Below are 25,681 nucleotides of genomic sequence, written 5' to 3'. Positions count from 1 at the left end.
CTGCGGGGACTCTCTTGGTGAGCGTGTGACGCCTGGTTCCTAGGATCTCCTCGTTCAGCACGCACGGGGGCCGGAACTGCGCAGGCAAGGCGATCCTCTGAACGACCAACGCGCCTTGCCCGGAGGGGAAATCCATGTTCAAGACCTACAGGCGGGGCGCCGCCCGCCTCGCGGCGGCCGGCATCGCCACGGGCCTGCTCGCGGCGGGCGTGATGGCGGGAGCGGGCGCGGCCGTCGCCGCCCCGAACGACGGCACGACGCCGTCGGCCACGGGCGCCACCGCCGTGCTCGGCGGCATCGAGAAGGACAAGGCCGACCAGGCCGTCGTCAACCCCGGTGCCAAGGACGAGTACGACGTCACCGCCGGGCTCTTCTCGATGGCCGTGACCGGTGGCGGCACCATCGAGACGTACTGCATCGACTTCAATCACCACACCGTCGACAAGGCGACCTACAACGAGGTCACCTGGGACAACTCGACGCTGAAGGACAACAAGGACGCGGGCAAGATCGCCTGGATCCTCAACAACTCCTACCCCAAGGTCGACGTGGCGGGCGTCACGGACACCCTCAAGGCCGCCGGGGTCACCCTCGACCACCCGCTCACGCCGGGCCTGGCCGCGGCCGGTACTCAGGTGGCGATCTGGCACCTGTCCGACCCGGGGGTGAACGTGCAGGCCAAGGACAGCGACGCCAAGGCGCTCGCGGAGTACCTGGACAGCCACGCGCAGACCCTTGAGGAGCCCAAGCCCTCGGTGACGCTCGACCCGCCCGCCGTCTCCGGCAAGTCCGGCGACCGGCTCGGTCCGGTGACCGTGCACACCACCGCCGACGCGGTCGACGTCAAGCTCGGCGCCGACGCCCCGGCGGGCGTCAAGATCGTCGACAAGGACGGCAAGGCGATCAGCGGTCCGGTCAAGAACGGCACCGCGCTCTACTTCGACGTCCCCGCGGGCACCGCGGACGGCACCGCCCCGGTGACCGTCGCGGCCACCACCGAGATATCCGTCGGCCGTGCCTTCTCCGCCACGGACACCTCCAGCCAGTCGCAGATCCTCGCCGGTTCGCAGAGCACCACCGTCACCGCGGCGGCGACCCTGTCCTGGGCCAAGAAGGGCCCGATCCCGGCGCTGTCCGCGCAGGTCGTCTGCGCCAAGAACGGGGTCGACGTCACCGCCGCCAACCAGGGCGACGAGGACTTCACCTTCGAGCTCGAAGGCAAGAGCTACACGGTCGCGCCCGGCAAGTCCCAGACCGTCACGGTCCCCGTCCAGGAGGACCAGAAGTACAAGATCGACATCACCCTGCCCAACGACCAGGTGAAGACCTTCGAGGGCGTCCTGGACTGCAAGACCGCCACCACCCCCGGCCCCACCCCGACGGCCACCCCCACCAACGCCCCCAGCCCCGCCACCTCCGGCAGCACCACGGGCGGCACCGATCTCGCCGAGACCGGTAGCAGCAGCGCCACCCCGATGATCGCGGGCATCGCCATCGCCCTCGTCGTCCTCGGCGGCGCCGCCGCCTTCTTCTTCCGCCGCAAGAAGAACACCCCCACCGCCTGACCCGGGGCACCCCGCCGCGAACGGGTCCTGCCGCACCGGAGGGTGCGGCAGGACCCGTTCGCACACCCGCCCCCGTCCGGTCCGCGACGCTCGCGCGAAGATCGGCTTCCGCCGGCGCTCAGCAGGCACGCGAGACGTACACGACGTACACGTGGTCAGAACCTTCTTCGTCAGCGTGCTGATACTGGGCGGCGTCGTGCTGACCCACCGGGAGGCCAAGCGCCGGGCGGCCGCCGGGCGGGGGCGGGGGAGGGACCCGTTCGCACGGATGGGTGGACGTACGGCAAGATGGGGTGTATCTGCCCTCACGCGGCGGTGCCGCACTGTGGCCCTACTCGATTGCCGGACGGTTTCTCTTGGCTGAGTTCATTTACACCATGCGCAAGGCCCGCAAGGCCCACGGCGACAAGGTGATCCTCGACGACGTGACGCTGAGCTTCCTGCCGGGAGCGAAGATCGGCGTCGTCGGGCCGAACGGCGCCGGTAAGTCGACCGTCCTGAAGATCATGGCGGGCCTGGAGCAGCCGTCGAACGGTGACGCGTTCCTGTCGCCCGGCTTCTCGGTGGGGATGCTGCTCCAGGAGCCGCAGCTCGACGAGTCCAAGACCGTGCTGGAGAACGTGCAGGACGGCGCCGCCGACACCATGGCGAAGCTCACGCGGTTCAACGAGATCGCCGAGCTGATGGCGACCGACTACTCCGACGCGCTGCTGGACGAGATGGGCAAGCTCCAGGAGCAGCTCGACCACGCCAACGGCTGGGACCTGGACGCGCAGCTCGAACAGGCCATGGACGCGCTGGGCTGCCCGCCCGGCGACTGGCAGGTCACCACGCTCTCCGGCGGCGAGAAGCGCCGCGTCGCGCTCTGCAAGCTGCTGCTCGAAGCGCCCGACCTGCTGCTCCTCGACGAGCCCACCAACCACCTGGACGCCGAGTCGGTGAACTGGCTGGAGCAGCACCTGGCGCAGTACGCCGGCACCGTCGTCGCCGTCACCCACGACCGGTACTTCCTGGACAACGTGGCCCAGTGGATCCTGGAGCTGGACCGCGGCCGGGCGCACCCCTACGAGGGCAACTACTCCACGTACCTGGAGAAGAAGGCGGCCCGCCTGAAGGTCGAGGGGCAGAAGGACGCCAAGCGCGCCAAGCGCCTCAAGGAAGAGCTGGAGTGGGTCCGCTCCAACGCCAAGGGCCGTCAGGTGAAGTCCAAGGCCCGCCTGGCCCGTTACGAGGAAATGGCCGCCGAGGCCGACAAGGTGCGGAAGCTGGACTTCGAGGAGATCCAGATCCCGCCGGGCCCGCGCCTGGGCTCCATCGTGGTCGAGGTCAACAACCTCTCCAAGGCGTTCGGCGACAAGGTGCTGATCGACGACCTGTCGTTCACGCTCCCGCGCAACGGCATCGTCGGCGTCATCGGCCCGAACGGCGCTGGTAAGACCACGCTGTTCAAGATGATCCAGGGCCTGGAGACCCCGGACTCCGGCTCCATCAAGGTCGGCGAGACGGTCAAGATCTCCTACGTCGACCAGAGCCGCGCCAACATCGACCCCAAGAAGACGCTGTGGGCCGTCGTCTCCGACGAGCTGGACTACATCAACGTCGGCCAGGTCGAAATGCCGTCCCGCGCCTACGTCTCGGCCTTCGGCTTCAAGGGCCCGGACCAGCAGAAGCCCGCGGGCGTGCTCTCCGGCGGTGAGCGCAACCGCCTCAACCTGGCGCTCACCCTCAAGGAGGGCGGCAATCTGCTGCTCCTCGACGAGCCCACCAACGACCTCGACGTCGAGACCCTGTCGTCGCTGGAGAACGCCCTGCTGGAGTTCCCCGGCGCGGCCGTCGTGATCTCCCACGACCGGTGGTTCCTCGACCGGGTGGCGACGCACATCCTCGCGTACGAGGGCGAGAGCCGCTGGTACTGGTTCGAGGGCAACTTCGAGTCGTACGAGAAGAACAAGGTGGAGCGGCTCGGCGCCGACGCGGCCCGGCCGCACCGCGCCACGTACAAGAAGCTGACCCGCGGCTGAGGGCACGGTATCTGTGATGGCACGGCACATCTTCCTCTGCCCGCTGCGCTGGGCGGACATGGACGCCTTCGGGCACGTCAACAACGTGGTCTTCCTGCGGTATCTGGAAGAGGCGCGGATCGACTTCATGTTCCGGCTGGCGCCGGGCGAGGGAAGCGTGTCGTTCACCGGCGGGTCCGTCGTGGCCCGCCACGAGATCGACTACCTGCGTCCGCTGGTGCACCGGCACGAGCCGGTCACCGTCGAGACGTGGGTCTCGGACATCAGCGCGGCGTCGCTGACCGTCCACTACGAGGTCAAGGACGGCGAGACGGTGTACGTGCGGGCCTCCACGGTCGTCGTCCCGTACAACCTCGCCGCCGGACGGCCGCGGCGGATCACCGCGGAGGAGAAGCTGTTCCTCCAGCGGTATCTGGACGGGGCCGTCACCGTATGACCGCTCCCGCGCGGTCGACGCTGACGCTGGCGCGAGCGGGGGAGGCGGCCGATCTGGCCGCCTTCCTCCGCCGGCTGATCCGCTGGGACAAGGCGGCGGTCGTACGGCTCAGGTCCGCCGAAGGGGAGGCCGCCCTCGGGGTCTTCGGCCACCCGCCCTTCGGGGGCGTCCTCGCGGTCCGCACCGCGGCGCTGGCCGAGGACGGGGTCGGGGCGGCGATCGACGCGACCGTGTCGGCCGGGCAGCTCCTCGACGCCGTGCCTCCTCCGGAGGGGGGCGAGTTGGTGCTGCCCGGGTCCGTCACCGGCCCCTCCTGGGCCGGGCTGCTGCCGCCGCGCGGCGGCTGGCTGCGGGTCACCGAGGTTGACGGTGACGCCGTGCGGGCGGCTGCCGCCCGTGTGATCGGGGAATTCCGTACGCGTACGGAGGAGTTGGGCGACGCCGGGCGTACGCGGGCCGGACTCGACGCGCTCGCCGAGGAGTTGTGGGCTCGGCCGCTTCCCGGTACCGGCTTGCCCTTGCGGGCGGTGCACGCCGCCCATGCCCTCGGGTTTCTGCGGGGGGCCGAGGACGCCGTGCTTCTGTCCGCCGGGCCCTGGCTGCGGCTGCGCACCGCGCTCGGTTCCGTGGCCGTACGCGCTGCCGCGCCGGCCTCCGGCCTGACCGTCACCCCGGCCTAGGGCCTGACCCTCTTTTTCCCACCCGCCCACCCGTGCAGATGCTTCCACCCCTGCGGGTGCCGCCCGCGGGCCCCTCCCGCCGTCGGCGGCTGCCGTGCCGCGTTCGGCCCCCATGGTGCTCCCCGTCGCGTGTGCGGGCGTGGGTGGCCGTCAGCCGTCCTGGGGCTCATCCGTCCGCTGAGGGGGTTGGGAGGGGTCGGGCCAGAGGGAGATGTGGTCGGGTTCGAGTTCGAGGAGGACGCGGGAGCGGATGGAGAGGGAGTCGGTGTAGTCGCGGGGGAGTTGGAGGCGGCCGGCGCGGTCGACGGTGGCGTATTCGCGGGCCACGACGGACTCCTGGCCGTGTTCGTCGACCTCGGTGTGGCGGACGACCTCGGAGGCGGTGCGGCCGTCGCGGATGGCGACGGTGCGGCGGACGGCGTTGGCGACGGCGTGGTCGTGAGTGACGACGACGACCGTGGTGCCCAACTCCTCATTGGCGGTGCGGAAAGAGGCGAAGACCTGCTCGGCGGTGGCGGAGTCGAGTTCGCCGGTGGGCTCGTCGGCGAGGACGACGGACGGGCTGTTGGCCAGGGCGACGGCGATGGCGGCGCGCTGCTGCTCGCCGCCGGACATCCGGCCGGGGTGCCGGTCGTGGCAGTAGCCGACGCCGAGCATGCCGAGCAGTTCGGTGGCCCGCGCGGTGCGCTGCCGCTTCGTGCGCAGCCCGCCGGTGCGGCCGGCGAGCTGCATCGGCAGGACGACGTTCTGCGCGGCGGTGAGGTACGGCAGCAGATTGCGGCCGGTCTGCTGCCAGACGAACCCCACCACCTCCCTGCGGTACCGCAGCCGCGACGCGGCGTCCATCGCCAGCAGGTCGTAGCCGCCGACGGACGCGGCGCCCGCGGTCGGCACGTCGAGCCCGGCCAGGATGTTGAGCAGCGTGGACTTCCCGCTGCCGGACGCGCCGACCAGGGCCATCAACTCGCCCTTCCCGACGAGCAGATCGAGCCCCTGGAGGGCCTGCACCTCCACCCCGTCCGCGGTGAAGATCCGCACCAGCCGGTCGCAACTGATCAGCGCGTCCTTGCCGTACGCGGGCCGCTCCCGCCGCTCGGCGACCGCCCGCTCCAGATCCGCGAGACTGCTGACGGGAGCGCGGTCAGGTCCCGTCACCGGACCCGGCACCGCTCCGCGTACCTCGCCGCCCGCTTCGCCCGTCATACCCGGTCCCCCACTCTCAACTCCGCGCTCTCCCGCCGCCGTCCGCTCACCCACACCTGGATCAGCAGCACCGCACAGGCCAGTATCAGCAGCCCCGCCGACGGCAGGGCAAGGGACCACGGATCGGCCCGCAGGCCGAGCCCGAAGTCGGCCGGTTCCACGCCCCGTTCGCCGCCGCCGAAGGTGAGCGCCCGCAGATCGACGCCCGGTCCGAGCAGCGGGACCACCGCCAGGCCCACCAGGACACCGCCGACGGCGGCGAGCAGCGCCTGCGGCAGCATCTCCAGCAGGACCAGCCGCCGCGACTGCCGCCGCGTCATGCCCATGGTGCGCAACCTGGCCAGCAGCGTGGCCCGTTGCGGCGCGGCCTGGAGCAGCGACAGCAGCAGGGCCAGCGCGCTGAAGGCGGCACCCGCCGCGACCGCCGCCAGATAGATCGAGCGCGCGCCGCGCTGCAAGGGGAAGTCGCCCAGCCGGGACCGCTGTTCGCCGCGCGTCAGCACCGTCACGAAGGACGCGGGCTCCTTGGCGACCGCGCGCAGCGCCCCGCCGTCGATGTGACTGCCCGGCGCGTTCATCGCCAGCAGCACCGTAGGACCGCTGTACTGGCTGTACGCGGCCAGGTCCGGGTGTCTGGCGGCCAGTTGCGCCGCGGAGACGATCACGAACTCGGCGCCGGGCGCGGCCGGGGTGCTGGTCAGGACGGCCGCGGTCCTGACGGTGACGGCGCCGACGGCCGCGTCCACCCGGGCCGTTCCGTCGCCGAGCAGCGAGGCGAGACCGGGGCTGAGCACGGCGGGCAGCGTCCCCCGCCCCGGATCGTGGTCGAACGCGCGCGCGGTGAAGGCGGGCAGCCCGATGTCGTGGGTCAGCCGCGCGTACGCGGTAGGGTCGACGATCACCAGCGAGTAGGACAGGCCGAAGGGCGCGGTCGGGCTGTTCGGCTCGACGCGGGCGGTGACGACCCGGCCGACGCCGGGCACCTTCTTCCGTACCTCGTCGGGCAGTTGGCGGGGGAGCCCGAAGCGGGAGTCGACCCGCGCGTCCGCGCCGACCAGGACGCTCGCCGCCCGGTCCCTGCCGTGGTCGATACCGGCCAGCACCGAGCCGCCGAAGGACGCCACGGTCAGGGCCACCAGCAGCGCCAGCAGCGGCAGTTGGCTGGTGGCGGGGGAGCGGCCCGCGCGGGCCAGGCCCAGATGGGTGACCGCGCCGGGCAGCCGGGCCGCGGGGCGCGCCAACAGACGGAGCGGCAGCGGATACAGGCGCAGCAGCACCAGCGCCGCCGCGACGGCGACCAGCACGGGGGCCGCCGCCAGATACGGGTCGCCGCCGCTGTCGGTGCCGCGCCGCCGCAGGGTCAGTACGGCGCCCACGACCAGGACGGTGACGGTCAGTTCCGCGACCAGTCTGCGGCGCGACGGCCGGGCAGCGGTGACGTCCTCGCGGCCCGCCGCGCGTGGCCGCCGGGCCGCCGCCACGGCCCGGACCGGCAGCGCCAGCGCGGCGACCGCGGTGACCGCCGCGCCCAGCAGCAGCGACGTGCCGTAGCGCGAGGCCGGCAGCGCCAGCAGTGCCAGGGCGACGCCGAGGGCGCCGCCCGGCACGGCGGCGGCCGTCGTCTCGCCGAGCAGCCGCCGGAAGACGCCGCGCAGGGCGGCGCCGCGCGAGCGCAGCAACGCGATCTCACCGCGCCGCCGCTCGGCGGCGAGGCCGCCCGCCATCAGCAGCACCGCGAACGCCGTCGTGCCGACGCCGACCGCCGCGATCAGCACCAGCGGCGACACCGCCCGCCGGTCGTCGGAGTAGCCGTCCAGCACGGTGCCGAGGCCGCCGGTGAGCCGGATGTCGGGGTCGGTGGCCTGTTGCAGGGCCACCGAGTCGGGCCCGGCGTTGAAGGACGCCAACTGCCTTTGCAGCGCGGGCACATCGTGCGCGGCCAGGCCGTCGGTGGCCAGCGGGTGGTGCCAGTACCGGGTCACCAGCGTGCCCAGCAGCGGCATCGAGCGCGCGGCCGTACGGTCGACGAGCAGCGAGAAGTGCCAGTACGTCTTGGGCTCGCTGCCCGGCGGGGTCGGCGGCGCGGACAGCTGCGGGGTCAGCAGGTCGCTGTTCTCGGTCCAGAAGTCGTCGGCGGGGTCACGGGGTGCGACGATGCCCGAGATCCGGACGGTCAGCGCGGTCGCGGTGCGGCCGTGCAGGTGCACGGTCTGACCGACCGTGAGACGCATGATCTCGGCGGTCCGTACGGTGACGGCGGCCTCGACCGACAGCGGCGCCGGAACGCCCCCGTCCGGCGCGGGAGCCGGCAGCCGCCCTGCGACCAGGCGGCCGTGCCCGGCCAGTCCCGCCTGCGCCACCAGGCTGGCGGCCGGGAAGAGTTCGGAGGTACGGGGCAGCCCCTGGTCGGGCACCGGCGCCTCCGAGGCGCGCACCCCGATGACGGACCGGTCCTTCCGCAGCCGCAGCGGCGGCTTCGCCATCCGCTGGAAGACCGTCTCCACATGGTCGACGGCGGTGGGGTCCAGCAGCTCGGTCGTCGTGAACTCGGGCCTGTAGGGGCCGGTCAGGCTGACACCGCGGTCGAGCGGCGCCGCGTCCCGGACGGCCTGCCGCAGCGCGGTGTCCTCGTAGCGGTCCACCGCGCGGGGGAGCGCCGCGGCGAGGAAGGCGGTGACCAGGACCAGGACGGCCGTCGCGAGCGCGGCGGCGGGCGCGGACCGCAGCCTGACCCGTACCCAGGAGGTGTCCACGCGCGCGCCACCGTCAGCACCGGGCACCGACGTGCCGACAGAAGCCCGCCCCGAAGCCCGCCGCCCCGAGGTCCGCCGCCCCGAGGCCCGTTCCGAAGAACCCCCCGACGCGCCCTCCGAAATACCCCCGCCCTCACGCGAGTTGTCGTCCGGCATCTCAGTCCTCCCCCTGCCGCCGCAGCGCCGCCGCCGGATCGCCGCGGCGCACCGCGGTGGCGAGGACGACGACCAGCGGCGCGATCAGGACGACGCCCAGCAGTTCGGCCAGCGGCCCCGCGGGCATCTCGACCAGCAGATCGGGGACGGGCCGGGCGGCCTGCGAAGTGAGCACGACCAGCGGGGTGATCAGCCGGGTCAGCAGCGCGCCCAGCACCACGCCCACGACGAGCGAGATCAGCACGAGCGTCCCCTGTTCCGCGGCGATCATCCGGGCCAACTGGCGGCGCGGGGTGCCCAGGGCGCGCAGCACCGCGAATTCGCCGTTGCGCTCCCTGATCGCGCCGACCGCGCTGACCGCGAAGCCGACCGCGGCCAGTACGGCCGCGGCGATCACCGCGGCGGGCAGCGCCGACTGCGGTCCCGCGCCCAGCGGATCGGCCCGCAGATCCGCCGCGGTCTCGTCCCGTACGAGCACCACGTCGACGTCGGTTCGGGCGCGCAACGCGGCGGCGACCCGCGCGGTCGTGCCGGGCCCGGTGGCCAGCCACCACTCGGTGGGCTCCATGGAACGCGCGTCCTGCGACTCCAACAGCCGGTTGACGGACCGGAGATCGAGCAGCAGGGCGCCCGCGTCCAGGTCCTCACGGCTCTGCGTGTCCTGCGTACCGTCCGCGGCGGCGGCGCTCCGGTCCGCCGTGCCGGGGATCGCGCGGACGGCGGCCGTGACGCGGGCGACGATGTCCACACCGTTGAGCTGGAGCCGCACGGTGCCGCCGACCTTCGCGCCGACCGCCTTGAGGTACGAGTCGGTGGCGACGGCCGGGAGTTCGGGCGGCACGAGCGATTCGACGCGCGTGCGTACGGTGGCGGTCGGCGGCGCCTGCCAGCTGTCCGGGACCACCTCCGTGGAACCGGTGGCGTACTCCAGGCCGAACAGCGCGGGGCCGCCCAGCACGGGCGGTTCGGCGGACGGCGGCACCGCACCGGGATCGCCCGCCAGGCTCGGGTCGTCGAAGTCCGCCCGCGCGTCCCACGAAGCGGCGCCCCGCGCCGTACCGGTACCCGCCGCGCTCAGCGCCTCTCCGCCGCCGTCCGGCCCGACGACCCGCGCGGAGGAGATCGTCAGTCGGTGCGTCTCTTTCACGCCCGGCAGCGAGAAGACGGTGTCGATCCGGGTCAGCCGCAGCGGTCCCGCCGGGCCGCCGCCCGCCGTGCCCGCCGCGGACGCCAGGTCCAGGGTGAGCCGGTGCGGGGCGCCGTCCGGCGGCAGATCGCCCAGCTCGAACTCGTACACCACACCCGTGGCGTCCGTCAGCGCGGCGGTCAGATGGTCGGGGCCGTTGGCGGACGCCATCGGGCGGCCGTGCCGGTCCACCGCCCGCAGCGACGCGGTGAACTCCACCCGGCGCGCGTCACCGGGGACTGCGAACCCGCCCGAATCCCCGGCGCTCCGGGCGGCCCGGCCCGAATCCCCGGCCTTCCCGCCCGAATCCCCGCCACTCCCCGCGGCCCCGCCCTTCCCTCCCGCCCTCAGCGGCGCGAGCAGCTCCGCGACCGGCCGCCCCGCCGTGAGGTCGGAGCGGAACCGCATCGCCCTGCCCGCCTGCTCGGTGTCGATGGCCAGGACCGTCGCGTGCCGCTGCTGGGTCAGCAGCACCTCGTCGCGGGCCGCGGGGGCCACCGCGGTGATGCCCGGCACCTTCGCGTAGATCCCTGCCTGCCCGAACGGCGGGGTCGTCATCCCGGTGACCCTGATGTCGGAGCCGACGGTGAAGTCCGCCTGGTCGCGCTGCGAACGGTCCCAGCTCGCGCCCTGCCCGATCGCGAACATCCCCATCGCCACGGCCAGTACCAGCAGCAGCACCGCGCTCGCGCCGCGCCGCGGACGGCGGGCGAACTGCCAGCCCGCCAGGGCCGGCGCGAGCCCGCGACCGCGCGCCGCCCGCCGCTCACCGAGCCCGGCCGCCAGCGGCAGCAGCCGCAGCACCAGCACCGTGCCCGCCAGCAGGCACAGCGCGGGCGCGGCCACCAGGACCGGGTCCACGCCGAGACCGCCCGCGCCGTCGGCGCTCAGCACGCCGCCGCCGGACGCCCGGCGCTGCAACTGCCAGTACGCGACCCCGGCGACCACCAGCAGCCCGACGTCCGCCCCGGCCTGGAGGGCGCCCGGCAGCGCGCCCCGCCGGGACCGTGCCGCGCGCCCGGCCGTGAAGGAGCCGCCGCCGCGCACCGCGGGCACGATCACCGCGAAGGCGCAGGCCAGCGCCGCGCACACGGCCACGAGCCAGGCCGCGCCGCCACTGCCGCCGCCGAGTGTGACGCCGGTACGGGCCAGCGCGCCGGTCCCCGCCAGGAGTCGCGTGACGGGACCGGCGAGCAGCGGCGCGATCAGCGCGGCGGGCACCGCCAGCAGCAGCGCCTCCCCGGCCGCCAGCCGGGCCACCCGCGAGCGGGAGCCGCCGCGGGCCCGCAGCAGCGCGGTCTCCCCGGCCCGCTCCTCGGCCAGCAGTTGCGCGACCAGCAGCAGTGCGAAGCCCGCCAGGATGACGAGCTGGAGCGCGCCGATCAGCAGCGTCGAACGGGTCACCAGCAGGCTGCGGCGCAGCCCGTCGAGCAGTGTCGGCAGCTCGCTCGACACCTGCGCGGAGCCGGTCGGCTTCGCGTCATGGAGGTCGGCGACGGCCGCTTTCGCGCTGCGCTCCAGCGCGTCCATCCGGCCCACGCCCACGCCGCCGAAGTCCGCCGTGCCCTGCCAGGACATCTCGGCGGGCGCCACCCGCCCCGAGCCGAAGGTGCCGCCGTCCACGAGCATCGGCCCGTAGGTGGTGAACGACAGCGTGTGGATGCCGCGTCCGTGCAGCGGGTCCAGGTGCCAGTACGGCGCGGCGGGGTCGGCGGGGCGGTAGAGGCCGGTCACGCGGATGCGCAGCGGCGGCCCGCCGAGCCGGTCGGTGAGCGTGAGGACGCTGCCGGTGCGCACGGTGAGCGCCTGGGCCGCGACCACCGGCATGGCGACCCGCACCTCGGCGGAGCCCTTGGCCGCGGGCGTCGGCCAGGCGCCCTCGGTGATCGTGACGCGCGAGCGGTCGAAGGTGGCCAGCAGCGTCAGATCCGGGTCCCCGCCCTTCGGCGACCCGGCGGGGCGCAGCGCGAACGGCAGCCCGTACGGGCCCGACCTGGTGCTCGACCTGACCGTGGCCGGGAGCCCGTCGAAGGCGTCGGGCACGATGCGCCGTACGGCCGAATCCAGCCCGTCCCGCGTCGGCCCGCTGACCGATGCCTGCACCTCGACCGTCGACCGGTCCGCGGCCTGGTGCTGGAGGGTGCGGCGCAGCGCCGCGTCGCCGATCGCGCCGGTGAAGGCGGTGAAGGTGGCCAGCACGGAGGTGGTGAGGACCACCGTGAGCAGCGCGGCGGCGAGCAGCAACCGGTGCGCGCGGACGCGCAGCAGCACGAAACCGGTCACCGGCGAGCCCCCGTCCTGTCGCTGACCGGATGGTCTCAAAGGGGGAGGGCGTGGTGAACGGTGCCGGAGGTTGTCGGAATACGATCGTGACCGACCGTTGAGCGGACGATTCTCCTCCGCTCAGGGCCGTTTTCAGCCGGGGGTGTTGACCATCGACGCGGCGGCGTACGTCAGGTAGTCCCACAACTGCTGTTCGTGCGCGGGTTCAAGGCCCAACTCGTCGACCGCCGCCCGCATATGGCGCAGCCACGCGTCGTGCGCCGCCTTGTTCACCTCGAAGGGCGCGTGCCGCATCCGCAGCCGCGGGTGGCCGCGCTCGTCGCTGTACGTGCGGGGACCGCCCCAGTACTGCATGAGGAAGAGCCGCAGCCGGTCCTCCGCCGGGCCGAGATCCTCCTCGGGGTACATCGCCCGCAGTTCGGGATCGCCCGCCACCCCCTGATAGAAGACGTGCACCAGACGGCGGAAGGTTTCCTCGCCGCCGACCAGCTCGTAGAACGTCTGCTGCTGCACCGTGCCGCGCGGGATCTCATTCACACCCCCATGGTCGCAGAAGGACCGGCCGAGTACCGGAGTCGTAGGACCGGGCCCGCGGGCGCACGATGGAGGCATGGCCGACACAGACGCGGAAGCGGGCACGGAGGGTACGGACACGGGTGCGGACGGTACGACCTCGGATACGGATACGGATACGGATACAGCTACGGTCGCGGATACGGGTACGGGCGCGGCCGGGCGGTACCGGGCCGCGGCCTCCGCGCTGCGCACCCGCATGGTCCGCCGCATCGTCGCGGGCGGCGGCCTCACCGACCCGGCCTGGCGGGCCGCCTTCGCCGAGGTGCCGCGCCACCTGTTCGTACCCGACTACCAGCGCTCGGCGCACGGCGGCGGGCAGGACCGGCTCACCGCCGCCGACCCCGACCCGCGCCACCGGCTGCGCTGGCTCGCGGGCAGCTACGCCGACCGGCCGATCGCCACCGACGTGGTGGACGGCGAACTGCTCTCCTCCAGCAGCCAGCCCTCGCTGATGGCCCTGATGTGCGAAGCGCTCGACGTGGCGGACGGCCACCGCGTCCTGGAGATCGGCGCCGGAACCGGCTACAACGCGGCGCTGCTGGCCCACCGGCTCGGCCCCGACGCCGTCACCACCATCGACCTGGACGAGCGGATCACCGCCGCCGCCCGCGCGCACCTGGCCGCGTACGGCACACCCGCCGCCCGCTCCGTCACCGTCGTCACCGGCGACGGCGCGCTCGGCCACCCGGCCGGCGCCCCGTACGACCGGGTGATCGCGACCTGCGAACTGCCCGCGATCCCGGCGGCCTGGCTCGCCCAGTGCCGGCCGGGCGCCCGGATCCTCGCGCCCCTCGGGACCGGGCTGATCGCGCTCACCGTACGGAGCGCCACCGAGGCCGAAGGGCACTTCCTGGCCACCCCGGCCTTCTTCGTCCCGCTGCGCGGCCCCTCCACGACGGCCCCTGCGCCCGCCGCCGACGACGCGGCGCAGGCGGTACGGGCCACCCGCACACCGCCGCGGATCATCGGCAACGACCTCTTCCGCTTCCTGCTCACCCTCGTCGCGGGCCCGCTGGACCTCACCTGGTCGCCCGGGACCGGCACCGCCCGGCTGCTGGCCGCCGACGGCTCCACCGCCCGCGTCACCGCCGACGGCACGACCCGCGTCAGCGGCCCCCGCGACCTGTGGGCGCTCGCCGAGTCCGCGCACACCGTCTTCCGCGACCTCGGCCACCCGGCCAGGTCCCGCTTCGGCCTCACCGTCGACGGCCCCCGCCAGTGGACCTGGCTGGACGACCCGGCGGGCCCGTACCGCTGGCCGCTGTGAGCCGCGGCGGCCGGAAAAGCCCCCCGCCGCTCTGAGCCGCGGCGGCCGAGAAGCCCTCAGCCGGACAGCGGCTCCCAGACCGCCGCGTCGTGCGCGAACAGAATCCGCCGCGGGTCGTACGCCAGCAGCCGCTCCACCCACGGGTCGGGCTCGGGCAGCGGCGCTCCCGCACCGCCGGCGGCGGCCAGGACCGCGCCCTGCGCGGCGGCGAAGTCGGACGCCGAGGTGTGCGTCTGACCGGCCAGGATCACCGTCCCGTCCGGCCTGCGGATCACCAGCGACTGGTGACCGACGGTGTGACCAGGCGTCGGCAGAATCCACAGCCCCGGACGGATCTCCACTTCACCGGTCAGCTCCTCGTAGCGGGCGCCGGGGAAGCCGACCAGATGCTCGGGCGTGTGGCCGCCGCCGCGCGCCACCGCCAGCTCGGCGTCCTGCACCAGCACCGGAGTGCCGGGGAAGAGCGGATTGCCGCCGATGTGGTCGAAGTGCAGATGGCAGTTGACCACCAGCGCGATGTCCGCGGTCGTCACCCCCGCCGCGGCGAGCGCGTCGGGCAGCGGACGGCGGTACGGGCGGTAGTGCGCGTCCGTCTCGGGGTCCGCGGTGCCGATCCCGGTGTCGAAGAGCAGGAGTTCGCCGTCGTGCTCGACCAGATAGCCGAGCGCGGGCTCCACCCGCGGCTTCCCGTCGGCGGTCTCGGAGCCCGGCCGGACGAACCGGCCCAGGTCGAGGCGGCGCAGGGCCGCTCCCGTACCGGACACCCGCGTCACGCCCGGCGGAGTGTGATCGTCGTCCATGCCCCCACGTGGACCCGGTCGCCCTCGAAGAGCGGGATCGGGGTGTACGGGCGGATCGCGTCCTCGCCCAGGTTGACCGTGGTGCCGTTGGTGGAGTCCTGGTCGACCACCGCCCAGGAGCCGTCCGGCTGCTGGACCAGCACCGCGTGCTGGTGGGAGACGCCCGGGTCCTCGGGGGAGCGGGACAGGTCGATGTCGGGGGCCTCACCGGTGCTCTGGCGGCGCCGTCCGATGGTGATCTGGTTGCCGATCAGGGGCAGTTGGATCTCCGGCGAGAACGCGGGGAAGTACAGGCCCTCCGCGTCCGGGCCGCTGCGGGCCATCATCGCGGTGAAGTACTCCCGGTCCGCGCCGATCACCGCGACCCACGCCGTACCGGCGGACGCCGCGGGCGGCTCGTGGCCGGACCCGGGGGAGACCGAGGGCCCGGACTGCTCACCGGACAGATACGGGTTCTGGAACGGAGGCGCCGCCGGCGAGGACGGCGCGTGCTCGGGGCCGCCGCCCTCGATCGGGCGGCGCGTGGCGGACGCGGGCGGAGCCGCCGACGCCTCGGTGGGCGTCGGCCGCGCGGCGGGCGGCTGCTCGGCGGAGACCTCCGGCTCCGCCACCGGAGCCGGACCCGTCCCCACCGCCTTCACCTGCGAGGACGGCGGGTCCAGCAGGAAGTCCCCGGAACCCGACGTCACCGACTGCGACGGCAGCGGCTCCGCCGGCCGGTTCACCTGCGAGGGGCGGGACCGCTGCGAGCCGTAGTCCGGATACGGCGGGAAACCGGACGCCGTCGGCGGCGGAACGGGCGGGGCGGGCGGCGCGACGAAGGTGGTGGAGGTGTGCGTCTGGAAGTTGAAACGGCACTCCTCGCAGAACAGCGCCATCCCCTCCCGCGGCGTCCCGCACTGCGGGCACACCTCCGGCGCCGCCGGCCCGTCCGGCTCGTAGCCGCGCGACGACGCCCCCGGCGAGGTCGACACCGGCGAACTGGACGCCGACGCGGACGCGGACGCCGACGAGGACGGCGGCCGGGTCCCGTACGAGGACGACGGCACGGCGATCCGCATCCCGCAGACCTCGCACCAGTCGTCGGTCCCGGACTGATGGCCGTTCGGACAAGTCGGCATGGTGCTGGCTCCCCCTCCGCCCGCCGGGGGCGGGGTCACAATCCGTGCGAGCTGCTGACGGTTACGTCCTCACACGTTACGTCGTCACATGTCGCGACCGCACGGGTCACTTCTTCACACGCACGGTCTTCGTCGACCGGGTCTCCAGGGTCATCTCGTCCGCGTCGGCGACCCTGGCCTTCAGCCGCACCGTACCGCTCGCCGCGTCGACCACGTCCACGACCTTCGACAGCAGCTTCGCGGTGTCCTCGTTGCCCGACGCGCTCGCGAGCTGCACCGCGCGGCCCAGCTTCGCCGTCGCGCCGTCCATGTCACCGGACTTGCGGGCCTCCAGACCCTGCTGGATGACCTGCGCCAGCTCCGCCTGCCCGGTGTAGTGGGCGACCTGCGGGTTGATCCGGGTGGAGGCGGCCATGTCGTCCGTCCACACCGCGCGGACCAGGCCCTGCGACAGCACCTCGACGGTGCCGTCCGGCTGCGGCAGCACCAGCGACAGCCGCGCCGCCAGCATCTCCTGGCCGACTCCGGCCACCGGCACCCGCACGCACACGTGGTAGTCGCGGGACTCGTCGCCCCACGACCCGGTCGGGTAGTCGCCCGCGCGCGGACCGGCCTCGGTGCGCCGCGCGCTCAGGTCCTCCACGGTCGGCGCGACCTGCTTCACGAACGCGATCTCGGAGCCCTGCGGGGTCCACAGCCGCAGGCTGACGTCCGCGACCTCCTTGCCCATCGCGTTCTCCATCATCGCCTGGAAGTCCGCGGCGAGTCCGGCCGGATCGGCGACGATGTCGACCGAGCCGAGCATCGCCGAGGCGATCCCGGTCAGCTCCTTGACCTCCCAGTCGGTGCCGACACCGCGCGCGTCACAGGTGAAACGGCCCGTGCACGCGTCGAGGGTGGCCTGAAGGTCCTCCGGCTTCTCGTGCTCGTTGCGGCCGTCGGTGAGCAGGATGCCGTGCCGTATGGCCACGTCGGTGCTGGCCAGCAGCCGGTCGGCCAGCCGCAGCCAGGTGCCGATCGCGGTGCCGCCGCCCGCCGTCAGCTTGCGCAGCGCCTGCTTGGCCTGCGCGCGGGTGGTCGGATCGGCCACCGCCAGCGTGCCGTTGGCCGGGTAGACCTCGCGCGCCTGGTGGGTGCCGCCGACCACCGCGAAGGCGACGCCGTCGCGGATGGTGTCGATCGCGACGGCCGTGGCGTCACGGGCGTTGCGCATCTTCGTCGGCGGATACTCCATCGAGCCCGAGCAGTCGACCATGATGACCACGCCCGCGCTGGGCGCCGCGCCCCCGGCGGCGGACGCCGGACCCGGCAGCGGCTGCCCGCCCGAGGTGCCGCCGCCGGTCGACGTCACGGTGACGATGGCGTTGACCTCGCGGCCGCCCTCGGGAAGGAACTCGTTCTGATAGATGTCGACCGAGAACTGAGGCACGTTCGACTTCGAGAATTTGGCCATCGGTACTGCGCTCCTTAAAGCCCGTTCACAGCCCCGCCCAGGCCCTCCGTGACCTGGGCGGGTGGGAATCCTGCCCGCGACACGGCGGCCGGGAACGGCAGCACCGCGACCGTTACGTTGTCGTGGCCGCCGCCGTCCAGCGCCACCCCGACCAGCGTCCGCGCGCTGTGCAGCGGGCGGGTCCTGGCATCCGGCGGTACGACCTCGGCCATCTCGGCGGCCGACTCCGCGTAGTTCCACAGCCCGTCGGTGCACACCACGATGACGCCGGGGCTCTCCGGCTGGAAGGCCGCCACATGCGGGTCGACCTCGACGGCGTCCGCGCCGAGCCAGCCGGTGATCGCGTGCGCCCGGTCGTCCGCGTACGCCTCCGCCTCGGTCATCAGACCGGCGGAGACCATCCTGGCCGCCCACGAGTCGTCCTCGGTGAGCCGGGCCGACGGGCGGTCGCGGTCGTCGGGGATCCAGTACGCGCGGCTGTCGCCGATCCAGCCGACGGTGAAGACCGGGCCGGTGACGACGGCGCTGACGCAGGTGCAGGCCGGTGCGTTGTGGTGCGGGACGCCGTCCTGGGTCTCCTCCTCGGCGAGCGCGCTCACCGCGTCGAAGGCCGCCATCAGCGCGCCGCGCATGGCCTCCTCGGCGGGGGCGCCGCGCTCCAGCGAGGCCAGCAGCGACTCGTTGCCCGCCACCGACGCGGCGGCCGACGCGTCGTCCGGGCGGTACGCGGTGGACACGCCGTCGCAGACCACCGCGGCGACCGCCGGGGTGCCGTCCGGCAGCGAGGTCGTGGACAGGGCGAAGGCGTCCTCGTTGCGGTGGTGCCGCAGCCCGCGGTCGCTCACCGCGGCCACGCCCTCCAACTCCTGCTCCTGGTGGTCCCGTTTGCGCGGCTGGGCGTGCCCGCAGTGCTCGCAGTACCCGTCCGCGTCGACCCCGCCGAGGCCGCACGCCACGCACACCGTGCCGTTCTCCTCCGCCGGTTCCTCCTCACGCGGATCCGACACCTTCGCACCGGCCAGCGGCACCCCGAGCGCGAGCGTGTCGCCGCCGCCGCCCGGCTGCGCCGCGGCCTGCGGGGGAGCGAGCAGGAACGCGTCGGTCGCGGGGCCTTCGCCTTCGGCTCCACCGCCGGGTTGCCCGGTGCCGCCGTGCCCGTCGCCGGGGGGCCCGGCAGCGGCGGCCGTGGAGCCGAGGCGGTCGCCGTCCGTGCCCGCGAGGCCGGCGGCCGAGGGCGCGGCTCCCGCCGTACCGCCCGCGGCGCCGGGCGCTTCCGCGCCGGAAGGCGAGGCGGCGGACCCCGCCGTTGACGGGTCCGCGCCGGAGGCGCTGAGGCTGAGGTCCGCGCCGCAGTGTTCGCAGAAGCGGTCCTCCGCGTCCAGCGGCTCCGCACAGGAGGGGCACAGCGTCGTCGTGGAAGGCGGCGACTCGGGCATTGGCGGCATCTCGTTTACACCCACGTCCGGGGGCGGAAGCGGTTGGCGCGTTCCACCAGTTCGATCCTCGTACTGCCCTGCTGGGCGAGCCTGGCCAGCACCCGGTACGAGCGCTCCAGGCCGAACCGCAGGTCCCGCTCGTTCAGGGCGGAGCCCAGAACGGCCTTGTGCGGTCCGGCTGTTGACGGTACGCCCGGAGCGCCCGCCGGGAGGTCCCCGACACGGCCCGCCAGCACCCAGTCCAGTGCGCTGCCCAGCACCTCGGTGGCGAGCTGCTCGCGCCGGTCGGAGTCCAGGCCCTGCCGTTGCAGCTCCTCGACCTGGAGCCCGGCCGCCTGGAGGTCGGCCAGCAGCGGCTCCTGCGGCGATCTGTCCCGCAGCCGGGCCCTGATCGCCGCCACCCGCGCGGCGGTGAAGTGGATCGACGACTCGGGCACCGACTCCAGGACGCGTACCGCCCCCTGCCGGTCACCGGAGGCCAGCAGCACCCGGCCGAGACCGAAGGCCGCGCTCACATAGCTCTGGTCGGTCGTCCACACCAGCCGGTAGTACTCGGCCGCGTTGTCCAACTGCCCCAGCACCTCGGCGCAGATGCCCAGCGCCAGCTTCGGCGCGGGCTCACCGGGGAACGCGTCGTAGACCGCGTCGAAGCTCAGCGCCGCCGTCTCGTGGTCGCCCGTGCACAGCGCCGCCAGGCCGCGGTGCCACACCACCCGCCAGTCGATGGCGTCGTCCTCGGCGTCGGCGAGCGTCGCCATCACCTGCTGGGCGCCGTCGAGGTCGGCCATCTCCAGCCGCGCCCGCAGCTCCCGCAGCCGCTTCTCCACCGAGTCCTGCGGCGCGGAGTGCAGTGCCGCCACCAGCTCGGCCGGGGCCGCGGCCGAAAGCCCGGCCAGGAAGCCCGCGTTGGGGTCGGCGGGGTCGACATGCGGTACGGGCAGCGCCAGTACGGCCGCGCCCGCGTTCAGCCGCGACACGGTGGGGCTGGTGGCGGGCGGCGGGCCCCAGTTGGGCAGGGGGGCGCCGATCACGGTCGGGCTGTACGCGCCGGGGCCGGGCACCGCGGGCAGCCCCGCGGGCTGGGCCGGGATGCTTCCGGCGGGCAGCGCGGGCGCCGACCCGTTGCCGCCGACCCGGTCGCGGCGCCGCGACGCCTTCTCCAGCGCGCGGTCGGCGCCGAGCGTCGAGGTGTCACCGGTCACCGGCCGTACCAACTCGGTGTCCACCACGCGCAGTTCGGGGCCGAAGAGGGTGGACAGCGCGGGCCGCGGGCGGCCGGTCTCCAGGGCGACGACCTCGCGCAGCACGCCCAGGAGCTGGTCGGACATCTCCTCGGCGGAGGAGAACCGCTTGTCCGGGTCCGGGTCGGTCGCGCGGACCAGCAGCCGGTAGAAGGACTCGTAGCGGGAGAAGACCTCGATGTTGCCCGGGTCGGGCAGGCTGTCCACGAAGACGTTCGTGTAGCCCTGGAAGTCGAAGGTCAGCACCGCGAGCGTCCGCGCCACCGTGTACAGGTCGGAGGCGACCGAGGGGCCGACCTCGGCGACCTCGGGCGCCTGGTAGCCGACCGTGCCGTATATCGCCGACTCGGTGTCGTCCATCCGCCGCACGGCGCCCATGTCGATGAGTTCGAGGCGGTCCTCGGTCTGGATGGCGTTGTCGACCTTGAAGTCGCAGTAGAGCAGATTGCGGCTGTGCAGGTGCCCCAGCGCGTCCAGCGCCTCGATGGCGTACGCGATGGCCTGCGCGACCGGCAGCGGCTCGCGCCTGCCGTCCGGCGTACGCCGCTCGTTGGCGATCTCCTTCATCGACTTGCCGCCGACGTACGCCATCACGATGTACCCGTCGAGGGTGCCGGTGCGCTGGTCGAGGTGCTCGACGAAGTTGTAGATCCGGACGATGTTGGGGTGCTCGATCTCGGCGAGGAAGCGCCGCTCGGAGACGGCCGCGGCCAGCGCGTCCTCGTCCCCGGTGTCGAGCAGGCCCTTGAGCACCACCCAGCGGTCGGACACCGCCCGGTCCACCGCCAGGTAGATCCAGCCGAGCCCGCCGTGCGCCAGGCAGCCCACCACGTCGTACTGGCCGTGCACGATGTCGCCGGGCCGCAGCTTGGGCGAGAACGAGTACGGGTGGCCGCACTTGCTGCAGTAGCCCTCGGTACGGCCGGGGCGGTCGCCGCGGCTGCGGCCGACGGGCGCGCCGCAGTCGCCCTTGCTGCAAAAGCGCTTGCGCTCGGGCACCTCGGGGTTCTCCAGCACCGCGGCGGCCGGGTCCGGCCGCGGCACCGTCGGCACCGACACCAGGCCCGCGCCGAGCTTGCCGCGGGTGGAGCCGCTGCTGGAACTGCGGCTGCTGCGCACCGACACCGAACGGCCGGTGGCGGTGCCGCTCAGCGACCGCGACAGCCGCCCGGAGACCGAACGGCGCGAGGCGCGGGAGGACGACTTGGAGGACCGCGAGGAGGAGTGCGACGAGGTCTGCGAGGACACCGAACGGCCGGAGCGGCCCGAGTCCGCGCCGCGCGCGCCGGGCACCGAGCCCGCCGCGCCCACCGGACCCGCGCCGCCCTGCGCGGCCACCGGCAGCGGCGCGAGGCCGCAGGTGTCGCAGTACAGCTCGCCGCCGCCCATGTCCTCCAAGGTCCCGCCGCAACCGGGCCGTTGGCACTTGCTCACGGTGTTCCCCCTCAGCCTTTCCCCTGTCGCGCGTACGCCACGCGCGCCCTGTACGCAACGGTCCCGTCCGACGACGACATTCCGGCGGTCCCGGTCATACCGGCCCCCTGCTGTCCTGCGGCCCCGACGTCCGCGGCACGGTGACCTCCGCGACCGCCTGCTGATACCGCTGCACGGTGCGCTCGGCCGCGGCCAGGTCGCACGGCGCGCTCCACAGCAGACGGCGCGCCTGGTCGTACCGCTCGATCAGCAGCGGGTCCTCGGCCATCCCCAGCCGCGCCACCTTCGCGCGGTACGCGTCCAGTCTGCCGCGCAGCTCCGCCCTGACCGCCAGCGGCGCGGTCACCGCCGTCAGCGAGTCACGGGCCCGCAGCAGCTCCTCGTCCGCGCGCTCCTCCAGGCCGTCCAGCAGCGGGGACAGCCGGTGCCACTGCGAGCCGCGCCAGAACGCCTCGGCGGACGCGAGCTGTTCGTGCAGCGCCGCCGCCGGGCCGCTGACCGCGGGCACGTCGGACGCCAGGATCTTCGACAGCACCTCGACCCGGGCGCTGCGGGCCTCGGTCAGCGTGCGGTCGGCGCGCGACAGCACGTCACGCAGCCGCAGCAGCCGGTGCTCGGCGTCGTCCCGTACGTGCAGCACCGCCTCCACCTCGCGGCGGATCTGCTCCAGTTGGCGGCCCGCCTGCTCGTACCGCTCGGTGTCGGGGCGGCCGGGCGAGGGCGCGGCCCGCCAGAAGGCGAGCGGGTCGGAGACGGTACGGGCGCGCAGCACGCCCAAGTCGTCGATCAGACCGGCCAGTTCGTCGCCCGCCGGGTGCGTGCCCGGCCGTACGCCCACCGAGTCCGCCAGCGACTGGACCCGCCGGGTCTCGGCGGCCAGCAGGTCGATCCTGGCGGGCAGCGCCGACCACACGGAGTCGGCGGCGGCCACCGTCTCCATGGCCTGGTCGTACCAGCCGTTCATCCGCGCGAGCAACTGCTCCAGGCTGAACTTCTCGGTCAGTTTCGCCGGGCCGGTCAGCGACCTGGCGGCGTCCGGGGTGGCGGCCCCGGTGACGGTCACGCCCTCGCCGCGCAGCAGCTCGGTCAGCCGGACCAGTTCGGTCTGCGTCGGCCAGCGCCGCTTGGCCCGCAGCTCACGCGCGCTGTCCAACGCCTCGGTGTACGCCTCGAAATGCGCCCACAGCAGGGTGATCGCCGCGTCGGTCTGCGCCCAGCGCTCCTTGGTGACACCGGTCAGCTCGGCGCCCTCCAGCAGACGGCGGCCCGAGTGGTCCTGGAGGGCGAGCAACGAGGACTCGATCGCCTCGTGCTCGGTGCCGAGCCGCTCCAGGGCACGGTCGACCTCTTCCCGTCCCATGACCGGTCCGGTGGGTCCAGCGACCGCCATCACACCCTCTTTCCGCTGTCCGTGTGCGCTGTTGGTGCCCCCGACTGCGTCGCGCCGTTACTTGTAGTGGGCCTCCGGCGGGCCGGTGATCCCGGACAGGTGCTGACCGAGCCAGCGGTGGTACTGCCGCATCCACTCGCTGTCGGCGCCGCCGCCGCTGTACGTCGCCAGCACCTGGTTGACCTGCCGGATCAGGTCGGTGTCCGCCAGGTTCATCGCCACACCGTACGGCTCGGTGGTGACCGGTTTGCCGACCAGCCGCATCGACGGGTCCTGCGCGGCCTGGCCGGCCGCGAGCGCGTTGTCGGTGAAGACCGCGTCCGCGAGGCCGAGTTGCACCCGCACCAGACAGTCGAGCTGGTTCGGCACCAGCATGATCTTCGCGCCGTGCGGGTCCGCCTGGAGCTTGGTCGCACCGGTCGAACCGGACGCGGTGCAGACCTTCTTGCCGCTCAGCGAGTCGTCGAAGCCGGTGACGGGGGAGCCCTCGGGCGCCAGAAGCTGCTGGCCCGCCATGAAGTAGGCGCTGGAGAAGGCGATCTGCTTGTCCTTCTCGGTCAGCCGGGAACACGTGATGCTCATCGTGCGCACCACCATGTCGACCTTGTGGGTCAGGATCATCGGGACGCGCTGGTCGGTCGGTATCGTCAGGTACTGCACCTGCGCGTTCTCACCGAGGATGCTCTTCGCGATGGCCTTGACGATGGCGATGTCGAAGCCGGTGATCTCACCGGAGACCGGGTCGCGGTAACCCCACAGATAGCTGTTCTGGTCGACACCGACGATCAGCCGCTTGTTCCGCCTGATCCGCTCCACCGCCGCGCCGTCCCGCGTCCCGCCGTCGGGGTCGAGGCTCGTGACCGCGCCGGTCGCCGGGTCCAGGGCCGTCGCGGAGTTCTCGCACGCGTCGTCGGCCGCGTACTGCGCGTGCGTCACCGGCGCCCGCGGGGCGGTCCTGCCCGCGTCGGCGGCGGGAGCGGTGTCCGACGGCAGCAGCAGCGCGGCGCTCAGCGCCAGCGCGCACGCCGAGGCCATCCCCGCGACTCCGCCCCAGCCGCGCAGCCTGGCCCTGGCCCGCCTGCCGCGTCCTGGCCGTATCGCTTCCACAGTCCGCCTCACCCCGGGTTCGTTCCGCACGCTCATCACCGGTACTCCGACAGGCGGCGCCCGATGCCGAACACCGCGCCCGCCGCCGCCAGCACCGCGAGCACCGCCGCGCCGTACGGCAGCAGCGACAGCGCGCCGTGGCCGTTCCTCGCGGCCTGCTGGAACTCGTGCTGCTCCTGCGCGACGGCCTTCTCCAGACTGGCGTCGACCACGTCGAAGCACTGCCCGGTGGTCTCCGTGACCGTCTTGCCCTTGCTGTCCTTGCCGCCGATCACCTCGGCGACCGCCGTGGCGTAGTCACCGTTGTTGTCACTCGCCCTGGCCACATCGTGCCTGCCGCGCCACGCCTGCACACCCTTGATCGCGGAATCGACCGGGGTGCGGCCCGCCGTGTTGTCGGCCAGCTTCAGCGCCTTCGCCAGCTCACCGCCCACACCCTTGGGGTCCTTGCCCGCCAGCGTCTCCATGCCGCTCTGGAACGTCGCGTCGTACGCGCTGCCGGAACCGCGGGCCACCAGCGTCAGATTCTCGTCGCCGCGGGCCTGGAGCACCGCGATCCGCGCGCTGTTGAGCACCTTCATCGACTCCGCGCCGTGCGCGTCGGAGTTGTCGAGCTGCGTACGCGCCACCGTGTGTCCCACCACCAGCCACAGCAGGACCACCGCGCAGGCGGCGGACGCGGCGAGCATGCCGTGGTTGAACACCCGGTTGGTGCGCCGGTAGTGGCGGCGCTGCGCCCACACCAGGCCGCCGAGCGCCACGATGCCCAGCGCCCAGGAGGCGTAGGGCAGCGCCTTGGCGCCGGAGTAGTCGTCGTCCAGCCGCGCCGACTCCGCCTCGTACAGCTTCTTGGAGGCGTCGAGCAGCCCGCCGGGCTTGCGCATCTGCTCGTTGGCGAACCGCAGGTAGGCGCCGCCCAGCGGCAGGCCCTGCCGGTTGTTGGCCTGGGCGGTGGCCACCAGCTTGGTGTACCGCGGGAGCTGCTGGTTGAGCGAGGAGATCTGCGCGCTCGCCTCCGCGGACCCTTGCGTGTTCGCGGCGGCGTGCGTGATCAGCTCGGCCGCGGTGTCGATGTCCTTGTCGTAGCGGTCGGTGACCGAGCGCGGCTCCTGGCCGCCGACGAGGAAGCCGCCCGCCACCGTCGCGTCGGCGTCGGCGAGGCTGCGGTAGATCTCCGCCGCGTCCGCGCTCAGCGGCCCGCTGTGGTGGAGCACGCTGCCCGCGGCCGTCGTACGGTCGCTGACCTGCCAGGCCGTGACGGCGCCGAACGCCACGACCAGCAGGGCCAGTACGGCGCCGATGATCCGCAGCCGGCCCGGCTCCGTGGTGGCGGCGGCCTTGAGCTGATCCGTACGTTCCACCCAGGCCCGGCGGCGCTGCGCCGGTACCCCCGCCCGGTTCAGCCCGTTCGAACCCCCGCCCATCGTCGGCGTCTGCGTCACTCACCCTCCCCCGGGACCGACCACCGCGTCCGCGGAAGTCACGCTCTCAGCCAGCAGTATGGCCGCAGCCACCTGCATCCACCTAGCCAACCGGTGGATCTTGCCGCACGACCGCCTTGCCTGCTCCCCTA

General features: G+C 73.7%; 17 protein-coding genes. 5 read left to right on the top strand and 12 right to left on the bottom strand.

Annotation, left to right across the window (positions count from 1 at the left end; genetic code table 11):
• Window positions 1-134 precede the first annotated feature (134 nt).
• The 4 genes from ACIOC1_RS11545 to ACIOC1_RS11530 all read left to right on the top strand — a co-directional run bounded on the left by ACIOC1_RS11545 (window position 135) and on the right by ACIOC1_RS11530 (window position 4,702).
• On the top strand, window positions 135-1,565 hold the full coding sequence (locus ACIOC1_RS11545; protein WP_401715584.1) for an LAETG motif-containing sortase-dependent surface protein: 1,431 nt from the start codon (window positions 135-137) through the stop codon (window positions 1,563-1,565).
• A 356-nt stretch (window positions 1,566-1,921) separates the two neighbouring features.
• A complete protein-coding gene (ettA, locus tag ACIOC1_RS11540; protein ID WP_355337137.1) occupies window positions 1,922-3,586 on the top strand; it encodes an energy-dependent translational throttle protein EttA in 1,665 nt (554 codons plus the stop codon).
• A gap of 16 nt (window positions 3,587-3,602) precedes the next feature.
• Window positions 3,603-4,022, top strand: a complete 420-nt coding sequence (locus ACIOC1_RS11535; protein WP_355337139.1) for a thioesterase family protein — start codon at window positions 3,603-3,605, stop codon at window positions 4,020-4,022.
• Complete coding sequence (locus tag ACIOC1_RS11530; RefSeq protein ID WP_401853472.1) at window positions 4,019-4,702, top strand: hypothetical protein; 684 nt, start codon at window positions 4,019-4,021, stop codon at window positions 4,700-4,702. Before ACIOC1_RS11535 ends, ACIOC1_RS11530 begins: the two co-directional genes overlap by 4 nt.
• Before the next feature lie 150 nt (window positions 4,703-4,852).
• Here the strand turns inward: ACIOC1_RS11530 and ACIOC1_RS11525 are convergent, their stop codons facing one another.
• The 4 genes from ACIOC1_RS11525 to ACIOC1_RS11510 all read right to left on the bottom strand — a co-directional run bounded on the left by ACIOC1_RS11525 (window position 4,853) and on the right by ACIOC1_RS11510 (window position 12,820).
• On the bottom strand, window positions 4,853-5,905 hold the full coding sequence (locus ACIOC1_RS11525; protein WP_401853470.1) for an ABC transporter ATP-binding protein: 1,053 nt from the start codon (window positions 5,903-5,905) through the stop codon (window positions 4,853-4,855).
• Window positions 5,902-8,658, bottom strand: coding sequence for an FtsX-like permease family protein (locus ACIOC1_RS11520; RefSeq protein ID WP_401853467.1), 2,757 nt, complete (start codon window positions 8,656-8,658; stop codon window positions 5,902-5,904). The genes ACIOC1_RS11525 and ACIOC1_RS11520 overlap by 4 nt, the downstream gene beginning before the upstream one ends.
• Window positions 8,659-8,815: 157 nt before the next feature.
• Window positions 8,816-12,283: an ABC transporter permease gene (locus ACIOC1_RS11515; RefSeq protein WP_401853464.1), complete on the bottom strand. Its 3,468-nt coding sequence runs from the start codon at window positions 12,281-12,283 to the stop codon at window positions 8,816-8,818.
• A gap of 132 nt (window positions 12,284-12,415) precedes the next feature.
• Window positions 12,416-12,820 (bottom strand): globin, encoded by a 405-nt coding sequence (locus ACIOC1_RS11510; RefSeq protein ID WP_355337149.1) that lies wholly within the window; start codon window positions 12,818-12,820, stop codon window positions 12,416-12,418.
• A 235-nt stretch (window positions 12,821-13,055) separates the two neighbouring features.
• On the opposite strand from ACIOC1_RS11510, the gene ACIOC1_RS11505 reads away from it, so the two are divergent.
• A complete protein-coding gene (locus ACIOC1_RS11505) occupies window positions 13,056-14,126 on the top strand; it encodes a methyltransferase domain-containing protein (protein ID WP_401305035.1) in 1,071 nt (356 codons plus the stop codon).
• A gap of 56 nt (window positions 14,127-14,182) precedes the next feature.
• On the opposite strand, the gene ACIOC1_RS11500 is transcribed toward ACIOC1_RS11505, so the two are convergent.
• The 8 genes from ACIOC1_RS11500 to ACIOC1_RS11465 form a co-directional block, all read right to left on the bottom strand.
• Entirely contained in the window at window positions 14,183-14,926 is a 744-nt protein-coding gene (locus ACIOC1_RS11500) for an N-acyl homoserine lactonase family protein (RefSeq protein WP_401853461.1), read from the bottom strand.
• A complete protein-coding gene (locus tag ACIOC1_RS11495; RefSeq protein WP_355337153.1) occupies window positions 14,896-16,047 on the bottom strand; it encodes an FHA domain-containing protein in 1,152 nt (383 codons plus the stop codon). The genes ACIOC1_RS11500 and ACIOC1_RS11495 overlap by 31 nt, the downstream gene beginning before the upstream one ends.
• Before the next feature lie 106 nt (window positions 16,048-16,153).
• Window positions 16,154-17,500 (bottom strand): VWA domain-containing protein, encoded by a 1,347-nt coding sequence (locus tag ACIOC1_RS11490; protein ID WP_355337155.1) that lies wholly within the window; start codon window positions 17,498-17,500, stop codon window positions 16,154-16,156.
• 14 nt (window positions 17,501-17,514) lie between these two features.
• Window positions 17,515-18,936 (bottom strand): PP2C family serine/threonine-protein phosphatase, encoded by a 1,422-nt coding sequence (locus tag ACIOC1_RS11485; protein WP_401853456.1) that lies wholly within the window; start codon window positions 18,934-18,936, stop codon window positions 17,515-17,517.
• A 14-nt stretch (window positions 18,937-18,950) separates the two neighbouring features.
• Window positions 18,951-21,566 carry a tetratricopeptide repeat protein gene (locus ACIOC1_RS11480; protein ID WP_355337159.1) on the bottom strand — a complete coding sequence of 872 codons (2,616 nt, stop codon included), beginning with the start codon at window positions 21,564-21,566 and terminating at the stop codon, window positions 18,951-18,953.
• Between the two features lie 139 nt (window positions 21,567-21,705).
• Entirely contained in the window at window positions 21,706-23,001 is a 1,296-nt protein-coding gene (locus ACIOC1_RS11475; RefSeq protein WP_401715570.1) for a hypothetical protein, read from the bottom strand.
• Between the two features lie 57 nt (window positions 23,002-23,058).
• Complete coding sequence (locus tag ACIOC1_RS11470; RefSeq protein WP_401715569.1) at window positions 23,059-24,036, bottom strand: glutamate ABC transporter substrate-binding protein; 978 nt, start codon at window positions 24,034-24,036, stop codon at window positions 23,059-23,061.
• Window positions 24,037-24,143: 107 nt separating this feature from the next.
• Window positions 24,144-25,550, bottom strand: a complete 1,407-nt coding sequence (locus tag ACIOC1_RS11465) for a hypothetical protein (protein WP_391046756.1) — start codon at window positions 25,548-25,550, stop codon at window positions 24,144-24,146.
• Window positions 25,551-25,681: the final 131 nt, after the last annotated feature.

It is taken from the genome of Streptomyces sp. NPDC088197, assembly GCF_044741185.1.
Taxonomy (GTDB): Bacteria; Actinomycetota; Actinomycetes; order Streptomycetales; family Streptomycetaceae; genus Actinacidiphila.
This window is presented reverse-complemented; position numbering and strand designations above follow the sequence as displayed.

What these genes read in the sequence shown, in the direction of transcription:
- ACIOC1_RS11505 (WP_401305035.1), top strand. Translation starts at nt 13,056, where the DNA reads ATGGTCCGCCGCATCGTCGCGGGCGGCGGCCTCACCGACCCGGCCTGG.
- ACIOC1_RS11480 (WP_355337159.1), bottom strand. Translation starts at nt 21,566, where the DNA reads ATGGGCGGCGGCGAGCTGTACTGCGACACCTGCGGCCTCGCGCCGCTG.
- ACIOC1_RS11525 (WP_401853470.1), bottom strand. Translation starts at nt 5,905, where the DNA reads ATGACGGGCGAAGCGGGCGGCGAGGTACGCGGAGCGGTGCCGGGTCCG.
- ACIOC1_RS11535 (WP_355337139.1), top strand. Translation starts at nt 3,603, where the DNA reads ATGGCACGGCACATCTTCCTCTGCCCGCTGCGCTGGGCGGACATGGAC.
- ACIOC1_RS11530 (WP_401853472.1), top strand. Translation starts at nt 4,019, where the DNA reads ATGACCGCTCCCGCGCGGTCGACGCTGACGCTGGCGCGAGCGGGGGAG.
- ACIOC1_RS11475 (WP_401715570.1), bottom strand. Translation starts at nt 23,001, where the DNA reads ATGGCGGTCGCTGGACCCACCGGACCGGTCATGGGACGGGAAGAGGTC.
- ACIOC1_RS11470 (WP_401715569.1), bottom strand. Translation starts at nt 24,036, where the DNA reads ATGGCCTCGGCGTGCGCGCTGGCGCTGAGCGCCGCGCTGCTGCTGCCG.
- ACIOC1_RS11545 (WP_401715584.1), top strand. Translation starts at nt 135, where the DNA reads ATGTTCAAGACCTACAGGCGGGGCGCCGCCCGCCTCGCGGCGGCCGGC.
- ACIOC1_RS11500 (WP_401853461.1), bottom strand. Translation starts at nt 14,926, where the DNA reads ATGGACGACGATCACACTCCGCCGGGCGTGACGCGGGTGTCCGGTACG.
- ACIOC1_RS11495 (WP_355337153.1), bottom strand. Translation starts at nt 16,047, where the DNA reads ATGCCGACTTGTCCGAACGGCCATCAGTCCGGGACCGACGACTGGTGC.
- ACIOC1_RS11490 (WP_355337155.1), bottom strand. Translation starts at nt 17,500, where the DNA reads ATGGCCAAATTCTCGAAGTCGAACGTGCCTCAGTTCTCGGTCGACATC.
- ACIOC1_RS11485 (WP_401853456.1), bottom strand. Translation starts at nt 18,936, where the DNA reads ATGCCCGAGTCGCCGCCTTCCACGACGACGCTGTGCCCCTCCTGTGCG.